We start from the raw sequence: 14,981 nt of genomic DNA, 5'->3' as shown, positions 1-14,981 counted from the left end.
GCCATGACCCCGGCTTCGGTCTCCGACTATCGCGAACTGGCGCGCCGCCGCCTGCCCAAGATGTTCTTCGAATATATCGACGGCGGCTCCTATGCCGAGGTCACCCTGGGGCGGAACGTGGCCGACATCGAGGCCCTGGCCCTGCGTCAGCGGGTGATGCGCGACATGAGCCAGCTGGACATGAGCATCGAGACCCTGGGCCAGAAACTCTCCATGCCGCTGGGCCTGTCGCCGGTGGGGATGGCCGGGATGTACGGCCGCCGGGGCGAGGTGCAGGCGGCCCGCGCCGCCGCCGCCGCGGGCGTGCCCTTCTGCCTGTCCACCGTGGGGGTCTGTTCGGTGGAGGAGGTGGCGGCCTCCGGGACCGCCCCTTGGTTCCAGCTCTATATGCTGAAGGACCGCGGCTACATGGCGCAGCTGCTGGCCAGGGCCAAGGCGGCGGGCTGCCCGGTCCTGGTCTTCACCGTCGACCTGCCGCTGCCGGGCTCGCGCTATCGTGATGTCCGCTCGGGTTTCACCGGATCGAGCGGGATCTCCGGCGCCATGAACACCGCCTGGCAGGGGGTGACCCATCCCGACTGGCTGTGGGACGTCTGGCTGCACGGCCGCCCCCACAGCCTGGGCAGCGTCGCCGGCGCGGTGCCCAAGGCGGGCTCGGTCACCGACTTCCTGAGCTGGATCGCGCGCAACTTCGACCGCTCGGTGACCTGGGCCGACCTCGACTGGGTGCGCAAGACCTGGGACGGGCCCATCGTCATCAAGGGGATCCTCGACCCCGAGGACGCCCGCGACGCCCGGTCGGCCGGCGCGCAAGGCCTTGTGGTGTCGAACCATGGCGGCCGCCAGCTCGACGGCGTGCGCTCCTCGATCTCGGCCCTGCCGGCGGTGGTGGACGCGGTCGGCGGCGACCTGGAGGTCTATCTGGATGGCGGGGTGCGCTCGGGCCTCGACGTGCTCAAGGCGCTCGCGCTCGGCGCCAAGGCCTGCTTCGTCGGCCGGGCCTGGGCCTATGCGCTCGGCGCCGGCGGCGAGAAGATGGTCGCCCGCATGCTGGGAACCCTGAAGAGCGAGCTGGCCACGGCCATGGTGCTGACCGGCTGCCACAACGCTCGGGACGCGGACAAATCCCTGCTGGACGCCGCACTGTAGAAAAACTTTTCAAATCCGCAGGTTCAGACCCATCGACAAGGGTCGTTCTTGCCGCTAATGGCCGCCCGAACGTACGTTTCACGGTCGGGTTCGGCCGTGCTGCCGCATGCCTGTAACGCATGCCTGTATGAGAATGAGGGACCCGCATGGGAGCTCCGGAACGGCAAGGTCTGTACGACCCGCGCAATGAACACGATGCGTGCGGTGTGGGGTTTGTGGCCAATATCAAGGGCCGCAAATCGCATGAGGTCGTGACCGCTGGTCTGGAGATCCTCATCAACCTCGACCACCGCGGCGCCGTCGGCGCCGATCCCCTGGTGGGCGACGGGGCCGGGATTCTGATTCAGATGCCCGACGCCCTGCTGCGCGACTGGGCCGGCAAGGCGGGCGTCACCCTGCCGGCGCCGGGCGACTACGCCGTGGCCATGTGCTTCATGCCGCAGGACGACGCCGCCCGCGCCGTGGCGGTCTCCCAGTTCGAGCACTTCCTGAAGGTCGAGGGCCAGGTCTTCATCGCCTGGCGCGACGTGCCCGTCGACACCACGGGCCTGGGCGAGGCCGTGCTGGCCGAGATGCCGGTGATCCGCCAGGCCATCGTCGGCCGCGGCCCGGGGACCAAGGACCAGGACGCCTTCGAGCGGAAGCTGCTGACCATCCGCAAGCAGTTGCAGAACCCGCTGGCCGAGCTGGCGGTGAAGAAGAACCTGCCGGGCCTGACCCAGCTCTACCTGCCGTCCTTCTCGACGCGGACGGTGGTCTATAAGGGCCTGCTGCTGGCCGGTCAGGTGGGGACCTTTTACACCGACCTCGCCAACCCGCTGACGGAGTCGGCGTTGGCCCTGGTGCACCAGCGGTTCTCCACCAACACCTTCCCGTCCTGGAAGCTGGCCCACCCCTACCGGTTCATCGCCCACAACGGCGAGATCAACACCGTTCGCGGCAACGTGAACTGGATGAACGCGCGCCGCCGCACCCTGGAGTCGGACCTGCTGGGTCCCGACCTCAACAAGATGTGGCCGCTGATCCCGCACGGCCAGTCCGACACCGCCTGCCTGGACAATGCGCTCGAGCTGCTGGTGGCCGGCGGCTATCCGCTGGCCCACGCCGTCATGATGCTGATCCCGGAGGCCTGGGCCGGCAATCCGCTGATGGATCCCAAGCGCAAGGCCTTCTACGAGTACCACGCCGCCCTGATGGAGCCGTGGGACGGCCCCGCCGCCGTGGCCTTCACCGACGGCCGCCAGATCGGCGCCACCCTGGACCGCAACGGCCTGCGTCCGGCCCGCTTCGTGATCACCGACCAGGACCATGTGATCATGGCCTCGGAGGTCGGCGTGCTGGTGGTTCCCGAGGAGCGGGTGGTGCGCAAGTGGCGCCTGCAGCCCGGCAAGATGCTGCTGATCGACATGGAGGAAGGCCGGATCATCGAGGACGAGGAGATCAAGGCCTCCCTCGCCGACGCCGAGCCCTATGCCGACTGGCTGGCCCAGACCCAGTTCAAGCTGGAAGACCTGCCCGAGGCCGCGCCGGCCGACGCCCTGATGGGCTCCGATCCAGCCCAGCTGCTCGATCGGCAGCAGGCCTTCGGCTACACCCAGGAGGACCTGCAGTTCTTCCTGGAGCCCATGGCCCAGACCGGGGACGACCCGATCGGCTCGATGGGCCAGGACATCCCCATCGCGGTGCTCTCGAAGCGCCCGAAGCTGCTCTACGACTATTTCAAGCAGAACTTCGCCCAGGTCACCAACCCGCCGATCGACCCGATCCGGGAAGAGCTGGTGATGAGCCTGGTGTCGATGATCGGCCCGCGCCCGAACCTGCTGGGCCGGCAGGCCGGAACCCACAAGCGCCTGGAGGTCTCCCAGCCGATCCTCACCAATGAGGACCTGGCCAAGATCCGCGCCATCAGCGAGCTGCTGGACGGCGCCTTCCGCACCGCCACCTTGGACGCCACCTGGGCGGCCGAGGAGGGCCCGGCGGGCCTGGAGCGGGCGCTGGACCGTCTGTGCCGCGAGGCCACCGACAACGTGCTGGCCGACATGAACATCCTGATCCTCTCGGATCGAGCCACCTCGCCGGACCGCATCGCCATCCCCGCGGCCCTGGCCACAGCGGCCGTGCACCACCACCTGATCCGCCAGGGCCTGCGCATGCAGACCGGCCTTGTTATCGAGACCGGCGAAGCCCGCGAGGTGCATCACTTCTGCGTCCTGGCCGGCTATGGCGCGGAGGCGGTGAACCCCTACCTGGCCTTCGAGACCCTGGAGACCCTGCGGGTCCAGAACGGCTACGCGCTCTCGGCCTATGATGTGCGCAAGAACTACATCAAGGCGGTGGGCAAGGGCGTGCTGAAGGTGATGTCCAAGATGGGCATCTCCACCTACCAGTCCTATTGCGGCGCCCAGATCTTCGACGCCGTGGGCCTGAACTCCACGGTGATCGAGCAGTACTTCACCGGCACCGCCACCACGATCGAGGGCATCGGTCTCTACCAGATCGCCGAGGAGGCCGTGCGCCGCCACCGCGACGCCTATGGCGACAACCCGATCTACGCGACCCAGCTCGATGTCGGCGGGGCCTACGCCTTCCGCCTGCGCGGCGAGGAGCACGCCTGGACCCCGGAGACCGTCAGCAAGCTGCAGCACGCCGTGCGCGGCAACCTGCCCGACGAGTACAAGGCCTTCGCCGCCGGCATCAACGAGCAGTCCCAGCGCCTGCTGACCATCCGTGGCCTGATGCGCTTCAAGTTCGCGGAGACGCCGCTGTCCCTGGACGAGGTCGAGCCGGCCAGCGAGATCGTCAAGCGCTTCGCCACCGGGGCCATGAGCTTCGGCTCCATCAGCCGCGAGGCCCACACGACGCTGGCCATGGCCATGAACCGGATCGGCGGCAAGTCGAACACCGGGGAGGGCGGCGAGGAATCCGACCGCTTCAAGCCCCTGCCCAACGGCGACTCCATGCGCTCGGCCATCAAGCAGGTGGCCTCGGGCCGCTTCGGGGTGACCACCGAGTACCTGGTCAACGCCGACGACATCCAGATCAAGATGGCCCAGGGCGCCAAGCCCGGGGAGGGCGGCCAGCTGCCCGGCCACAAGGTGGACGCCAATATCGCCCGCGTCCGGCACTCCACGCCGGGGGTCGGCCTGATCTCACCCCCGCCGCACCACGACATCTATTCCATCGAGGACCTGGCCCAGCTCATCCACGACCTGAAGAACGCCAACTCCAAGGCCCGCATCTCCGTGAAGCTGGTCTCCGAGGTTGGGGTCGGCACGGTGGCGGCGGGCGTGGCCAAGGCGCGTGCCGACCACATCACCATCTCGGGCTTCGAGGGCGGCACCGGCGCCTCGCCGCTGACGTCCCTGACCCACGCCGGCTCCCCCTGGGAGATCGGCCTGGCCGAGACCCAGCAGACCCTGCTGCTGAACGGCCTGCGCACCCGCGTGGCGGTCCAGGCCGACGGCGGCCTGCGCACCGGCCGCGACGTGGCCGTGGCCGCCCTCCTGGGGGCCGACGAGTTCGGCTTCGCCACCGCCCCGCTGATCGCGGCCGGCTGCATCATGATGCGCAAGTGCCACCTGAACACCTGTCCGGTGGGGGTGGCGACCCAGGACCCGATCCTGCGGGCCCGGTTCACCGGCCAGCCCGAGCATGTCATCAACTACTTCTTCTTCGTCGCCGAAGAGCTGCGCGAGATCATGGCCCAGCTCGGCTTCGCCACGATGAACGAGATGATCGGCCAGGTGGAGCGCCTCGACATGCGCGAGGCCGTCGACCACTGGAAGGCCGGCGGCGTGGACCTGTCCAAGCTGCTGCACGCGGTTCGTCCCGAGGGCCAGAAGGGCCTCTGGAACATGGACCGCCAGGACCACGGCCTGGAAAAGGCCCTGGACAACACCCTGATCGCCGACGCCAAGGATGCGCTCGCCAACCGCACCCCCATGCGCGGCGAGTACCCGATCCGGAACATCAACCGCACGGTCGGCGCCATGCTCTCGGGCGAGGTGGCCCGCGCCTACGGCCACGCCGGCCTGCCGGAGGACACCATCTCGCTGACCTTCCACGGGGCGGCGGGCCAGAGCTTCGGCGCCTTCGCCGCGCGCGGCGTCAGCCTGGAGCTGATCGGCGACGGCAACGACTATGTGGGCAAGGGCCTGTCGGGCGGCCGGGTGGTCGTGCGCCAGCCCAAGGAATCCACCCGCGACCCGACCCAGAACATCATTGTCGGCAATACGGTGCTCTACGGCGCCATCGCCGGGGAGGCCTATTTCCAGGGCGTGGCCGGCGAGCGTTTCGCGGTCCGCAACTCCGGCGCCGTCACGGTGGTGGAGGGCACGGGCGACCACGGCTGTGAGTACATGACCGGCGGCGTGGTGGTGGTGCTGGGCGACACCGGGCGCAACTTCGCCGCCGGCATGTCCGGCGGGATCGCCTATGTCTACGATCCCAGGGGCCGGTTCACCCCGCTCTGCAACACCGCCATGGTGGACATCGAGAAGGTCGCGCCCGCCAGCGGCGGGGCCGACGATCCCGGCCGTCCGAGCCAGCGCTCGATCTCGGTGGAGAACAACGGCATGGGCGACATGCTGACCTTCGACGCCGAGCGCCTGAAGATCCTGGTGGAGCGGCACCTGCTCTATACGGGCAGCGCGCGGGCCCGGGAGATCCTGGAGAACTGGGACACCTGCCTGACCTCGTTCGTGAAGGTCATGCCCAAGGACTACCGCCGGGCGCTCACGGACATGGCCGCCGAACGGCTGGCGGCCGCCGCCGTCGCCGCCGAATAGAATTTCAGAGTCGGAGTAACCCCATGGGCAAGCCCACCGGCTTCCTGGAGATCGAGCGCCAGGATCGCGGCTACGAGAAGCCGCAGGACCGCCTTCGCACCTGGAAGGAATTCGTCCATCCGCTGCCGCAGGACGCCCTGAACAAGCAGGCGGCGCGCTGCATGGATTGCGGGATTCCGTTCTGCCACACCGGCTGTCCGGTGAATAACCAGATCCCGGACTTCAACAACCTGGTCTATCGCGACCAGTGGAAGACGGCGCTGGAGAACCTCCAGTCCACCAACAACTTCCCGGAGTTCACCGGCCGCATCTGCCCCGCCCCGTGCGAGGCGTCCTGCACCCTGAACATCATCGACAGCCCGGTGACCATCAAGACCATCGAGTGCGCCATCGTCGACAGGGGATGGGAAGAGGGCTGGATCACGCCGCAGATGTCGCCGCGGGGCACCGGCAAGCGGATCGCCGTGGTGGGCTCGGGCCCCGCAGGGCTCGCCTGCGCCCAGCAACTGGCCCGGGTGGGCCACGCGCCGACGGTGTTCGAGAAGAGCGACCGCATCGGCGGCCTGCTCCGCTACGGCATCCCCGACTTCAAGATGGAAAAGCACCTCATCGACCGCCGCGTGGCGCAGATGGAGGCCGAAGGCGTCATCTTCCGCACCAACATGGAGATCGGTGTCACCGTCTCGGTCCAGCGGCTGCTGGACGACTATGACGTGCTGGTGATGGCCGGCGGGGCCGAGAATCCCCGCGACCTGGAGGTCCCGGGCCGCGAGCTGGACGGGATCCACTTCGCCATGGACTTCCTGGTCCAGCAGAACAAGCGCAACGCCGGCGACGACGAACTGCGCGCCGCGCCGACGGGCGCCATCTCGGCCACCGGCAAGCATGTGGTGGTGATCGGCGGCGGCGACACCGGCTCCGACTGCATCGGCACCTCCAACCGCCATGGCGCGGCCTCGGTGACCCAGTTCGAAATCATGCCCGAGCCGCCGGCCCGCGAGAACAAGTTCATGACCTGGCCCGACTGGCCCATGAAGCTGCGCACCTCGTCGAGCCATGAAGAGGGCTGCGAGCGCGACTTCGCCGTGGCCACCAAGCGGGCCATCGGCTCCAACGGCAAGATCGAGGCCCTGGAGTGCGTGCGTATGGAGTGGGCGCCGGGGCCGGACGGCCGCCAGGTGCTGAAGGAAGTCGAGGGCAGCGTCTTCCAGGTCAAGGCCGACCTCGTCCTGCTGGCCATGGGCTTCGTCTCGCCGCGCCACAACGCCTTCACCGAGCAGGCCGGCGTGGAGTTCGACGCCCGCGGCGCGGTCAAGGCGCCGGTGACCGACTACAAGACCACCACGCCCAACATCTTCTCCTGCGGCGACATGCGCCGGGGCCAGTCCCTGGTGGTCTGGGCCATCCGCGAGGGCCGCCAGTGCGCCCAGGCGGTGGACGCCTTCCTGATGGGGGCGAGCAAGCTGCCGCGCTGAGGTCGCCAGACTCGGCGCGAGGCGCCAAACTCCCCGGCGGATGATCCGTCTGGGGAGGGCGTCGCGTGAGACAGAACCGGCAGTTGGCCGCGGTCTATGGGCTGTTGGCGGTGATCGCCCTAGTCCTGACCTGGAGCCAGAACCTGGCCTATTTCGGGGGCGGCGGCGGCCTGTCGGTGTTCCCGGCCTTCCTGCGCGACGCGGCGGTCAATCCCGCCAGCCGCTCGGTGACCTTCGACATCGCGCTGGTGCTCTACGCCGCGGCGGTCTGGATGGTGTTCGAGGGCCGGCGGCGGCGCATCCCCTTCGTCTGGGCCTATGTGATCGGCGGCCTGCTGGTGGCGATCAGCGTCACCCTGCCGCTGTTCATGGCCGCCCGCGAACTGAAGGCCGGGGCGACGCCGGAGATCGAGGGCCGGCCGGGCCTGCTGGACGGCGTCGGCCTGGGGGCCCTGGCCATCCTGGTCATCGGCCTGTGCGCCTTCGTGTTCAGGCAGACCGGGGGCTGAGCCGCGCCGCGCGGGGTCGGGGCTCGAATCGTCCTACATCTGGCCCATGAAACGGCTGGTCTTCGATCTCGATGGCACCATCGCGCTGGACGACCCGGGCCGCGCCTATGCCGACCGCGAGCCCAACCTGCCGGTGATCGCCCGCCTGCGAGAGTACCGCGAGCAGGGTTTCTCCATCATCATCGCCAGCGCGCGGAACATGCGCACCTATGGCGGTCAGATCGGCCTGATCAACGCCAACACCCTGCCGGTGATCCTCGACTGGTTGGCCCGCCACCAGGTGCCCTATGACGAGGTGCATGTGGGCAAGCCCTGGTGCGGGACGGAAGGCTTCTACATCGACGACCGCGCCGTGCGGCCCTCGGAGTTCCTGGCCCTGTCCCTCGACGAGATCGCCGCCCTGATCGCCGCGGAGGCCTGAGGCCGATGACCGTCCGCCTGATCATGTCCGGGGCGGTGGTGGGCCAGGAACTGGCCGCCGAGTTCGGCCCCCTGCCGCCCTCGATGCTGCCGGTGGGGGTGCAGAAACTCTACGAGTTGCAGCTGGCCGCGGTGGGCGGACACGGGGTCGTCCACCTGGTGCTGCCCGAGGCCCACGCGGTGTCGCCCTACGACAGTGATCGCCTGGCCGCCCTGGGCGTCGAGATCGTCCCCATCCCCGAGGGGCTCAGGCTGGGGGAGGCGGTGGTCTATGCCCTCAACGCCATCGGCGCCGGGGACGGGCCGGTCCACATCCTGCACGGCGACACCCTGATCTCCGACCCGCCGCTGGACCAGGCCGACCTCATCGTCGGGGGGCAGCGCGGCAACGAATATGCCTGGGCCGAGATGGAGCTGGACGCCCAGGGCCGGGTCCTCTCCCTGGTCAACAGCGCCGCCGGCGAGGACGGCCACGAGGGCTGGCCCGTCGCCACCGGCTATTTCGCCTTCGCCTCTGGCCTGGACCTGCTGCGGTCGCTCACCCGAATGCGCGGCGACTTCATTGGCGGGGTGAACCATTATCTCGCCGAGCACGCGGTGAGCCTCGCCCCGGCCCAGGGCTGGCTCGACTTCGGCCACCTGCAGACCTTCTTCCAGTCGCGGCTGGCGGTGACCACGGCGCGGGCCTTCAACACCGTGCGCATCGATGGGCTCACCGCGCGCAAGTCCAGCGCAGACCAGGCCAAGATCTGGGCCGAGACCCACTGGCTGCAGGAGGCGCCGCCGACCGTCCAGGTCTATTGCGGCCGCCTGCTGGGCTTCGGGGCGGAGGACGGCCGGGTCTTCTACGAGACCGAATACGAGTACCTGCCGGTGCTCTCGGAGCTGTTCGTCCACGGGGCGGTGGGGCGCAAGCCCTGGCTGCGCATCCTGGCCTCCTGCCAGGACTTCCTGGCCGCCTGCGCCGCCCACAGGGGGACCGGCTCCGGCGACGCGGCCCTGAAGCTGCTCGTCGCCGACAAGACGCAGGCTCGGCTTGAGGCCTTCGCCCGCGACTCAGGCTTTCCCATCGACCAGCCCCTGTCGCTGGAGGGCCGGCCCATGCCGTCGCTGCGGGCGATCAGCGAGGCCCTGGTTCCGGCCTATGGCCTGGAGGCTGGGCGGCCGGACTCCATCCTGCACGGCGACTTCTGCTTCTCGAACATCCTCTACGACAGCCGCGTGCGGCGCATCAAAGCCATCGATCCCCGCGGCCTGGTGGGGGACAAGCCCACCATCTATGGCGACCTGCGCTATGACCTGGCCAAGCTCGCCCACTCCGTCGTCGGCCGCTACGACCAGATCATCGCCGGCCGCTGCGCGGTCACCGTCGACGGGTCCGACTACGCCATCGCCTTCGAGGAGATCGCCTGCCAGCCCTGGCTGCAGGCGGGCCTGGCCGACCTCACCATCGACGGGGTGGCGGGGCTGTCCAGCGAGGTCCGCGCCATCATGGTCAGCCTGTTCCTGTCCATGATCCCCCTGCACGCCGACCGGCCCGACCGGCAAAAGGCCTTCGTGGCCAATGCCCTGCGACTCTATGCGGAGCTCGAGGCGGCGTGATCGTCATCCCCATGGCCGGCCGCTCGCAGCGGTTCTTCGACGCCGGCTACAGCGAGCCGAAGTACCGGCTGGACCTCAATGGCGCCAGCGTCTTCGCTCACGCCGTGGAGAGCTTCCGCGCCCAGTTCGAGACCCACCCCTTCCTGTTCATCGTGGCGGCCGACGCCCTTGAGTTCGTTCAGGAAGAGACTCGTCGCCTCGGCGTGAAGGACGTCCGTGTCATCGCCCTGACCGGGCCGACGGCGGGGCAGGCCGAGACGGTGGAACTGGGCCTGGCCGGGGAGGGCGACGCCACGCCCCTGACCATCTTCAACATCGACACCTTCCGTCCGGGCTTCGTCTTCCCCGGCCCCTGGTACGAGGCCCTGGACGGCTGGCTGGAGGTGTTCGTCGGCGAGGGGGCCAACTGGTCCTATGTCCGGCCCGCGCCGGGCGAGACGCCGCTCGTCCTGGAGACCGCCGAGAAGCGGCCGATCTCCAACCTCTGCTGCACCGGCCTCTATCACTTCGCCCGCGCCGGGGATTTCCGCGCGGCGCTCGCCCAGGAGCGCCTCGCGCCCCAGGCCCGGGAGCTCTATGTCGCCCCGCTCTACAATCACCTGATCGGCCAGGGCGCGCGCATCGGCTATCACCGGATCGAGCGCGACGAGGTGATCTTCTGCGGAACCCCGCAGGAATATCAGGGCCTTATCGCGCCTGCTTGACGATCTTGACGAGCTTGGCCGCCCGCGCGGTCCAGGTGTGGTCGGCGAACGCCCGCTTGGCGCCGGCCCGGGCCAGGGCGGCCAGCGCGTCCTGGTCCTCCAGCAGGGCGGCGATCTGGCCGGGGACCCGGTCGAGCTTGTCCCAGGCATAGACCGCCATCTCACGGCCCGGCTTGAAGGCCTCGGCGTAGTAGCGGTTCTCGTCGGAGATCACCGCGGCGCCGCCGCACATGGCGGTGAACACCCGCTCATGCCCGCCAGCCACGAAGCCGTTGTTGGAGTTGAGCACCAGCTTCGTCCGCCGCAGCAGATGCAGGGTCTCCTCGAAGCTGCCGACCCCGCCATGGACGAAGGACGGATAGCGCTCCAGCAGCGGCTCCCAGCCATTGCCGTAGATGTGGATCGGCGTTCCCGCCTGGCCCAGGGTGTTGAGCAGGGCGCCCCGGTGGTGGGCCTCCGCGTAGAACTGCGGGGCCTGGAGCAGGGGCAGGAACTCCTCGAACAGGTCCGGGGTCAGCTCACCGCCCAGGCGGGCGATCACCGCCTTCAGGGCGTCGAGCACTGCCAGCCTTCCGTCGGCGGCCATCCGCTGGGCGATCTCCTCCACCGCGTCGCGGCCGATGCTGGGAGGCTCGTCGCGCCAGGGGGCGACGGGTTCGCCGCGATAGGTGCCGGTGAACAGCAACGGGATGTCGCGGGCCAGGAAGGCGCCGTCGGTGGTCTCCAGGGGCTCGTCGATCTGGTTGGCGCCGGGCGGCAGGAAGCCGAGCTGGGCGAACCCCCGGCCCTTGGACCAGGTGGTCATGAACTGAACGTGGCTGCGGTCGAGGAACAGCCCCACCTTCTTGCGGATCGGCATGGCGAGCCGCGTGGTGTGGTGGATCGGATGGTCGACATAGAGCGAGGCGTAGGTCGCTCCGATGGCGTCATACACCGAGGCGTTCCCGACCTGGATCTCGGCCCCGACGCCGCTGATGCCGAAATAGCAGTCGGCGGGGGCGGCGAAGCTGGCGTTGGCCTTCTCCGGGGCATCGGCCGCGGTCAGGTCGAGGACGCTCGCCTCGTGCCCCAGCCCGACCAGGGCCGCGGCCAGCTGGTCGATATGCAGCCGCAGCGATCCGTACTGCGACTGGCCTTTGAACAGGACGAACCGCACGCGACCCCCTCACAACTCCAAGGTCCGTAGAGTCCGCCGATTCCGCGCTCGCCCCAAACCGGGCTATGTCGAGGGCATGATCGCCAAGCTCCTCCTCGCCGCCGGCCTCTCCCTCGCCGCCCTCGCCGCCCAGGCCGCCGAGCCGTCCTATGTCGTCTATCGCGGCGCCAGCCTCATCGACGGGACCGGCGCCGGGCCCAGGCCCGACATGTCCATCCTGGTGAAGGGTGAGCGGATCGAGAAGGTCTGGGCCAATTCCGAACTGGCCCTGAAGCTGCCGCCGGACACCAAGGTGGTGGACGTGAGCGGCCTCTACGCCCTGCCGGGCCTGATCAACAGCCACGAGCACCTGGCCACCCCGCCGGTCCGCGCCTTCGCCCAGGCCCAGCTCAGGCGCGACCTCTATGGCGGCATCACCGGCGTCCGCGACATGGCCGACGATCTGCGGCTGGTGGGCGACCTGGCGCGGGAGACGAGGATCGGGGCGATCCCGGGGCCGGATATCTACTACGCCGCCCTGATGGCGGGCCCGGAGTTCTTCGACGATCCCCGCACCCACGCCGTCACCGCCGGCGCCGTGGCCGGCCACGCCCCCTGGATGCAGGCCATCGAGGCCAAGACCGACCTGAAGCTGGCCGTGGCCCTGGCCCGCGGCACGGGCGCCTCGGCCATCAAGATCTACGCCGACCTGCCGGGCGAGCGGGTCAAGGCCATCACCGCCGAGGCCCATCGCCAGGGCGTGCCGGTCTGGGCCCACGGGGCGGTCTTCCCGGCCAGCCCGCGGCAGGTGCTGGACGCCCAGGTGGACGCCGTCAGCCACGTCTGCATGCTGGCCTACCAGGCCTCCAAGACCCTGCCGCGCGCCTATCACAACCGCGCGCCGGTCGACTTCGCCGCCTTCGCGAACGGCGACAACCCCTTGATGACCAAGCTGTTTTTCCAGATGAAGCGGCAGGGGACGGTGCTGGACGCCACGGTGCTGGTCTATGCCGGCCTGGACGCGCGGGCCGCCGCCAATCCCAAAGGCCCCAAGCCCTACTGCACCGCCGACCTGGCCTCCAAGCTGACCAACCAGGCCCTGCGCGCGGGCGTCACCATCTCCGCCGGCACCGACGGCTTCTCCGAGCCGGACGCGGCCTATCCCGGCCTGCACGACGAACTGGAGCTGCTGGTGGCCAAGGCGGGCTTCACGCCTCTGCAGGCCATCTCGGCGGCCACCCTGGGCGGGGCGCTCTCGGTGACGAAGGACCCCGACTTCGGGACCCTCGCGCCGGGCAAGCTCGCCAACATGGTCTTCGTGGCCCAGGATCCCAGCGCCGACATCCGCGCCCTGCGGACCGTGGTCCTGACCGTCAAGCGCGGGGTCGACTACCGCCGCGCAGACTATGACCCCCAGAGCGACGCCGCGGCGCGCAAGGAGCCGCAATGATCTCGCGCCGCGCCACCCTCGGCCTCGGGGCCGCCGCCCTGGCCGCCACGGCCTTCCGTCCGGCCCTGGCCGCCAGCGACCCGATCATCGTCAATGCGCTCGGCGGCCTGATCAATCCGAACCGGGCCATCGGCCGCACCGGTCCGCCGCCGCCCATGGAGGCCGACTTCGACGCCCGCGCCATCGCCGACGCCAAGGCCTCGGGCCTGACGGCGGTGAACGCGACCCTGGGCTACGTCTTCGGCCCCGGCGACCCCTATGCCGAGACGCTGCGCAGCCTCGACGCCTGGGACGCCATCCTGGCCGCCCACTCCGCCGACCTGATGAAGATCACCAAGGCCGCCGATTTCGCCAGGGCCAAGGCCAGCGGCAAGGTGGGCCTCATCTACGGCTTCCAGAACGCCGTCCAGGTGGGCGATCACCTGGAGCGGGTGGACGAATTCGCCGCCCGCGGCGTGCGCGTCATCCAGCTGACCTACAATCCCGAGAACAGCCTGGGCGACGGCTCGATGGCGCCGGCCAATCGCGGCCTGACCGAGCAGGGCCGCAGGGTGGTGGCCAAGCTCAATGAGGCCAGGATCATGGTGGACCTCTCCCATTCGGGCGAGCGCACCTGCCTGGACGCCATCGCCGCCTCCAAGGTCCCGATCTCCATCAACCACACCGGCTGCCGCGCGCTCACCGATCTGCCGCGCAACAAGACCGACGCCGAATTGCGGGGCGTGGCCGAGCAGGGGGGCTTCGTCGGCATCTACTTCATGCCCTTCCTGACCCTGGACGGCCATCCGAAGGCCGCCGACGTGGTCGCCCATATCGCGCACGCCCTGAAGGTCTGCGGCGAGGATCACGTCGGCATCGGCACCGACGGCTCGGTCACCGCCATCGACGACCTCGCCGCCTACCAGGGCGCCCTGGAAAAGGAGATCGCCGAACGCGCCGCCGCCGGCATCGGCACCAAGGGCGAACGCGCCGACACCTATCCCTTCGTGGTGGACCTGCGCGGCGTGGACCAGTTCCGCAAGCTGGCCGCCCTGCTCGCCGCGCGCGGGATCAAGCCCCGGGTGATCGACAAGGTGCTGGGGGGCAACTTCGTGGACTATGCCGGGCGGGTGTGGGGGTAGGGCGACCCTCCGCCATGGTGGCAGGGCGCGGCCTGAAGCGCCCTTTCGCTCCCGTTCGGGAGGTCGGCGAAGGGTGGATTGCCGAACTACAAGTCCACCATGAATGGCCCGTAGGCCCATTCGATTGCCCGCACCCGGCGTGAGGCGCGCTCATAGGCGATACAAATCGTGCCCCTCCGCCAACTGTCGTCTTTGTAAACCAACACGGCCTGGGTCGGGGGATACCCATGAGTAAGACATGTCTGAAATTCATCTCTGGGATAGTAGGTAAAGTGGTGGCTCTGTAGAGCTTGGTCCACCGTTCTGAGGTGGTCGCCCACTTGAACGCCAAACTTGCCGCCCTTGTCGATGAACCCACTTGAGCTCTGCAGCGCGCTCGCGTTGTCCGGGTTTCTTGCGAACATGAAAGCTCCCCAACCCAGGAGGGCTAAGGCCAACAATAGCGTGAGCAGCTTCAGCATAGAGCCACTTTGTATGGACCGGCCAATGTCCGCAACGGGTGGTGGGCTCAACTGATCGCTGCAACACACTCGGCAAAGGTCTCGGCTGGCGTCCGATAGAGCAAGGTCTTTCTGGGCCGTTCGTTGAGCTGTCGAGCGATGGCGCTCAGCTGGACTTGGCTGTGCAGT

At 69.1% G+C, this 14,981-nt stretch carries 11 protein-coding genes and 1 pseudogene; 9 read left to right on the top strand and 3 right to left on the bottom strand.

The annotated features are described in order from the left end of the window. Positions 1–3: 3 nt before the first annotated feature. The 7 genes from Q7T09_RS07640 to Q7T09_RS07610 all read left to right on the top strand — a co-directional run bounded on the left by Q7T09_RS07640 (position 4) and on the right by Q7T09_RS07610 (position 10,646). A complete protein-coding gene (locus tag Q7T09_RS07640) occupies positions 4–1,149 on the top strand; it encodes an L-lactate dehydrogenase (protein WP_304698958.1) in 1,146 nt (381 codons plus the stop codon). A 146-nt stretch (positions 1,150–1,295) separates the two neighbouring features. Next, entirely contained in the window at positions 1,296–5,936 is a 4,641-nt protein-coding gene (gene gltB, locus Q7T09_RS07635) for a glutamate synthase large subunit (protein WP_304698956.1), read from the top strand. 23 nt (positions 5,937–5,959) lie between these two features. After that, positions 5,960–7,411: a glutamate synthase subunit beta gene (locus tag Q7T09_RS07630; RefSeq protein ID WP_304698955.1), complete on the top strand. Its 1,452-nt coding sequence runs from the start codon at positions 5,960–5,962 to the stop codon at positions 7,409–7,411. Between the two features lie 65 nt (positions 7,412–7,476). Continuing rightward, a complete protein-coding gene (locus Q7T09_RS07625; protein ID WP_304698953.1) occupies positions 7,477–7,920 on the top strand; it encodes a DUF2834 domain-containing protein in 444 nt (147 codons plus the stop codon). A gap of 46 nt (positions 7,921–7,966) precedes the next feature. Then, on the top strand, positions 7,967–8,341 hold the full coding sequence (locus Q7T09_RS07620) for a capsular biosynthesis protein (RefSeq protein WP_304698952.1): 375 nt from the start codon (positions 7,967–7,969) through the stop codon (positions 8,339–8,341). Positions 8,342–8,346: 5 nt separating this feature from the next. Beyond that, positions 8,347–9,942, top strand: coding sequence for a hypothetical protein (locus Q7T09_RS07615; protein WP_304698950.1), 1,596 nt, complete (start codon positions 8,347–8,349; stop codon positions 9,940–9,942). Beyond that, positions 9,939–10,646 carry a glycosyltransferase family 2 protein gene (locus Q7T09_RS07610; RefSeq protein WP_304698948.1) on the top strand — a complete coding sequence of 236 codons (708 nt, stop codon included), beginning with the start codon at positions 9,939–9,941 and terminating at the stop codon, positions 10,644–10,646. Before Q7T09_RS07615 ends, Q7T09_RS07610 begins: the two co-directional genes overlap by 4 nt. Here the strand turns inward: Q7T09_RS07610 and Q7T09_RS07605 are convergent. Then, entirely contained in the window at positions 10,630–11,802 is a 1,173-nt protein-coding gene (locus tag Q7T09_RS07605) for a glycosyltransferase (protein ID WP_304698946.1), read from the bottom strand. The two genes, Q7T09_RS07610 and Q7T09_RS07605, sit on opposite strands and share 17 nt — an antisense overlap. Positions 11,803–11,878: 76 nt before the next feature. Between Q7T09_RS07605 and Q7T09_RS07600 the strand changes: the two genes are divergently transcribed. Both Q7T09_RS07600 and Q7T09_RS07595 read left to right on the top strand, forming a co-directional pair. Continuing rightward, complete coding sequence (locus Q7T09_RS07600) at positions 11,879–13,231, top strand: amidohydrolase family protein (protein WP_304698944.1); 1,353 nt, start codon at positions 11,879–11,881, stop codon at positions 13,229–13,231. Further along, complete coding sequence (locus tag Q7T09_RS07595; protein ID WP_304698942.1) at positions 13,228–14,352, top strand: dipeptidase; 1,125 nt, start codon at positions 13,228–13,230, stop codon at positions 14,350–14,352. Before Q7T09_RS07600 ends, Q7T09_RS07595 begins: the two co-directional genes overlap by 4 nt. A gap of 86 nt (positions 14,353–14,438) precedes the next feature. Here the strand turns inward: Q7T09_RS07595 and Q7T09_RS07590 are convergent, their stop codons facing one another. Both Q7T09_RS07590 and Q7T09_RS07585 read right to left on the bottom strand, forming a co-directional pair. Continuing rightward, positions 14,439–14,813, bottom strand: coding sequence for a hypothetical protein (locus tag Q7T09_RS07590; protein WP_304698940.1), 375 nt, complete (start codon positions 14,811–14,813; stop codon positions 14,439–14,441). Positions 14,814–14,860: 47 nt separating this feature from the next. Further along, positions 14,861–14,981 (bottom strand): annotated as a pseudogene (locus tag Q7T09_RS07585) (IS30 family transposase); the annotation flags it as partial.

Origin of the sequence: Phenylobacterium sp. (genome assembly GCF_030645195.1) — a bacterium.
In the GTDB taxonomy this organism is placed as follows: Bacteria; Pseudomonadota; Alphaproteobacteria; order Caulobacterales; family Caulobacteraceae; genus Phenylobacterium.
Note: the sequence above shows the minus strand (reverse complement) of the source record. Positions and strands in the feature narration are given on the sequence as shown.

Coding starts and splice junctions, on each gene's coding strand:
- Q7T09_RS07595 (WP_304698942.1), top strand. CDS start 13,228: ATGATCTCGCGCCGCGCCACCCTCGGCCTCGGGGCCGCCGCCCTGGCC.
- Q7T09_RS07615 (WP_304698950.1), top strand. CDS start 8,347: ATGACCGTCCGCCTGATCATGTCCGGGGCGGTGGTGGGCCAGGAACTG.
- Q7T09_RS07600 (WP_304698944.1), top strand. CDS start 11,879: ATGATCGCCAAGCTCCTCCTCGCCGCCGGCCTCTCCCTCGCCGCCCTC.
- Q7T09_RS07590 (WP_304698940.1), bottom strand. CDS start 14,813: ATGCTGAAGCTGCTCACGCTATTGTTGGCCTTAGCCCTCCTGGGTTGG.
- Q7T09_RS07640 (WP_304698958.1), top strand. CDS start 4: ATGACCCCGGCTTCGGTCTCCGACTATCGCGAACTGGCGCGCCGCCGC.
- Q7T09_RS07630 (WP_304698955.1), top strand. CDS start 5,960: ATGGGCAAGCCCACCGGCTTCCTGGAGATCGAGCGCCAGGATCGCGGC.
- gltB (WP_304698956.1), top strand. CDS start 1,296: ATGGGAGCTCCGGAACGGCAAGGTCTGTACGACCCGCGCAATGAACAC.
- Q7T09_RS07620 (WP_304698952.1), top strand. CDS start 7,967: ATGAAACGGCTGGTCTTCGATCTCGATGGCACCATCGCGCTGGACGAC.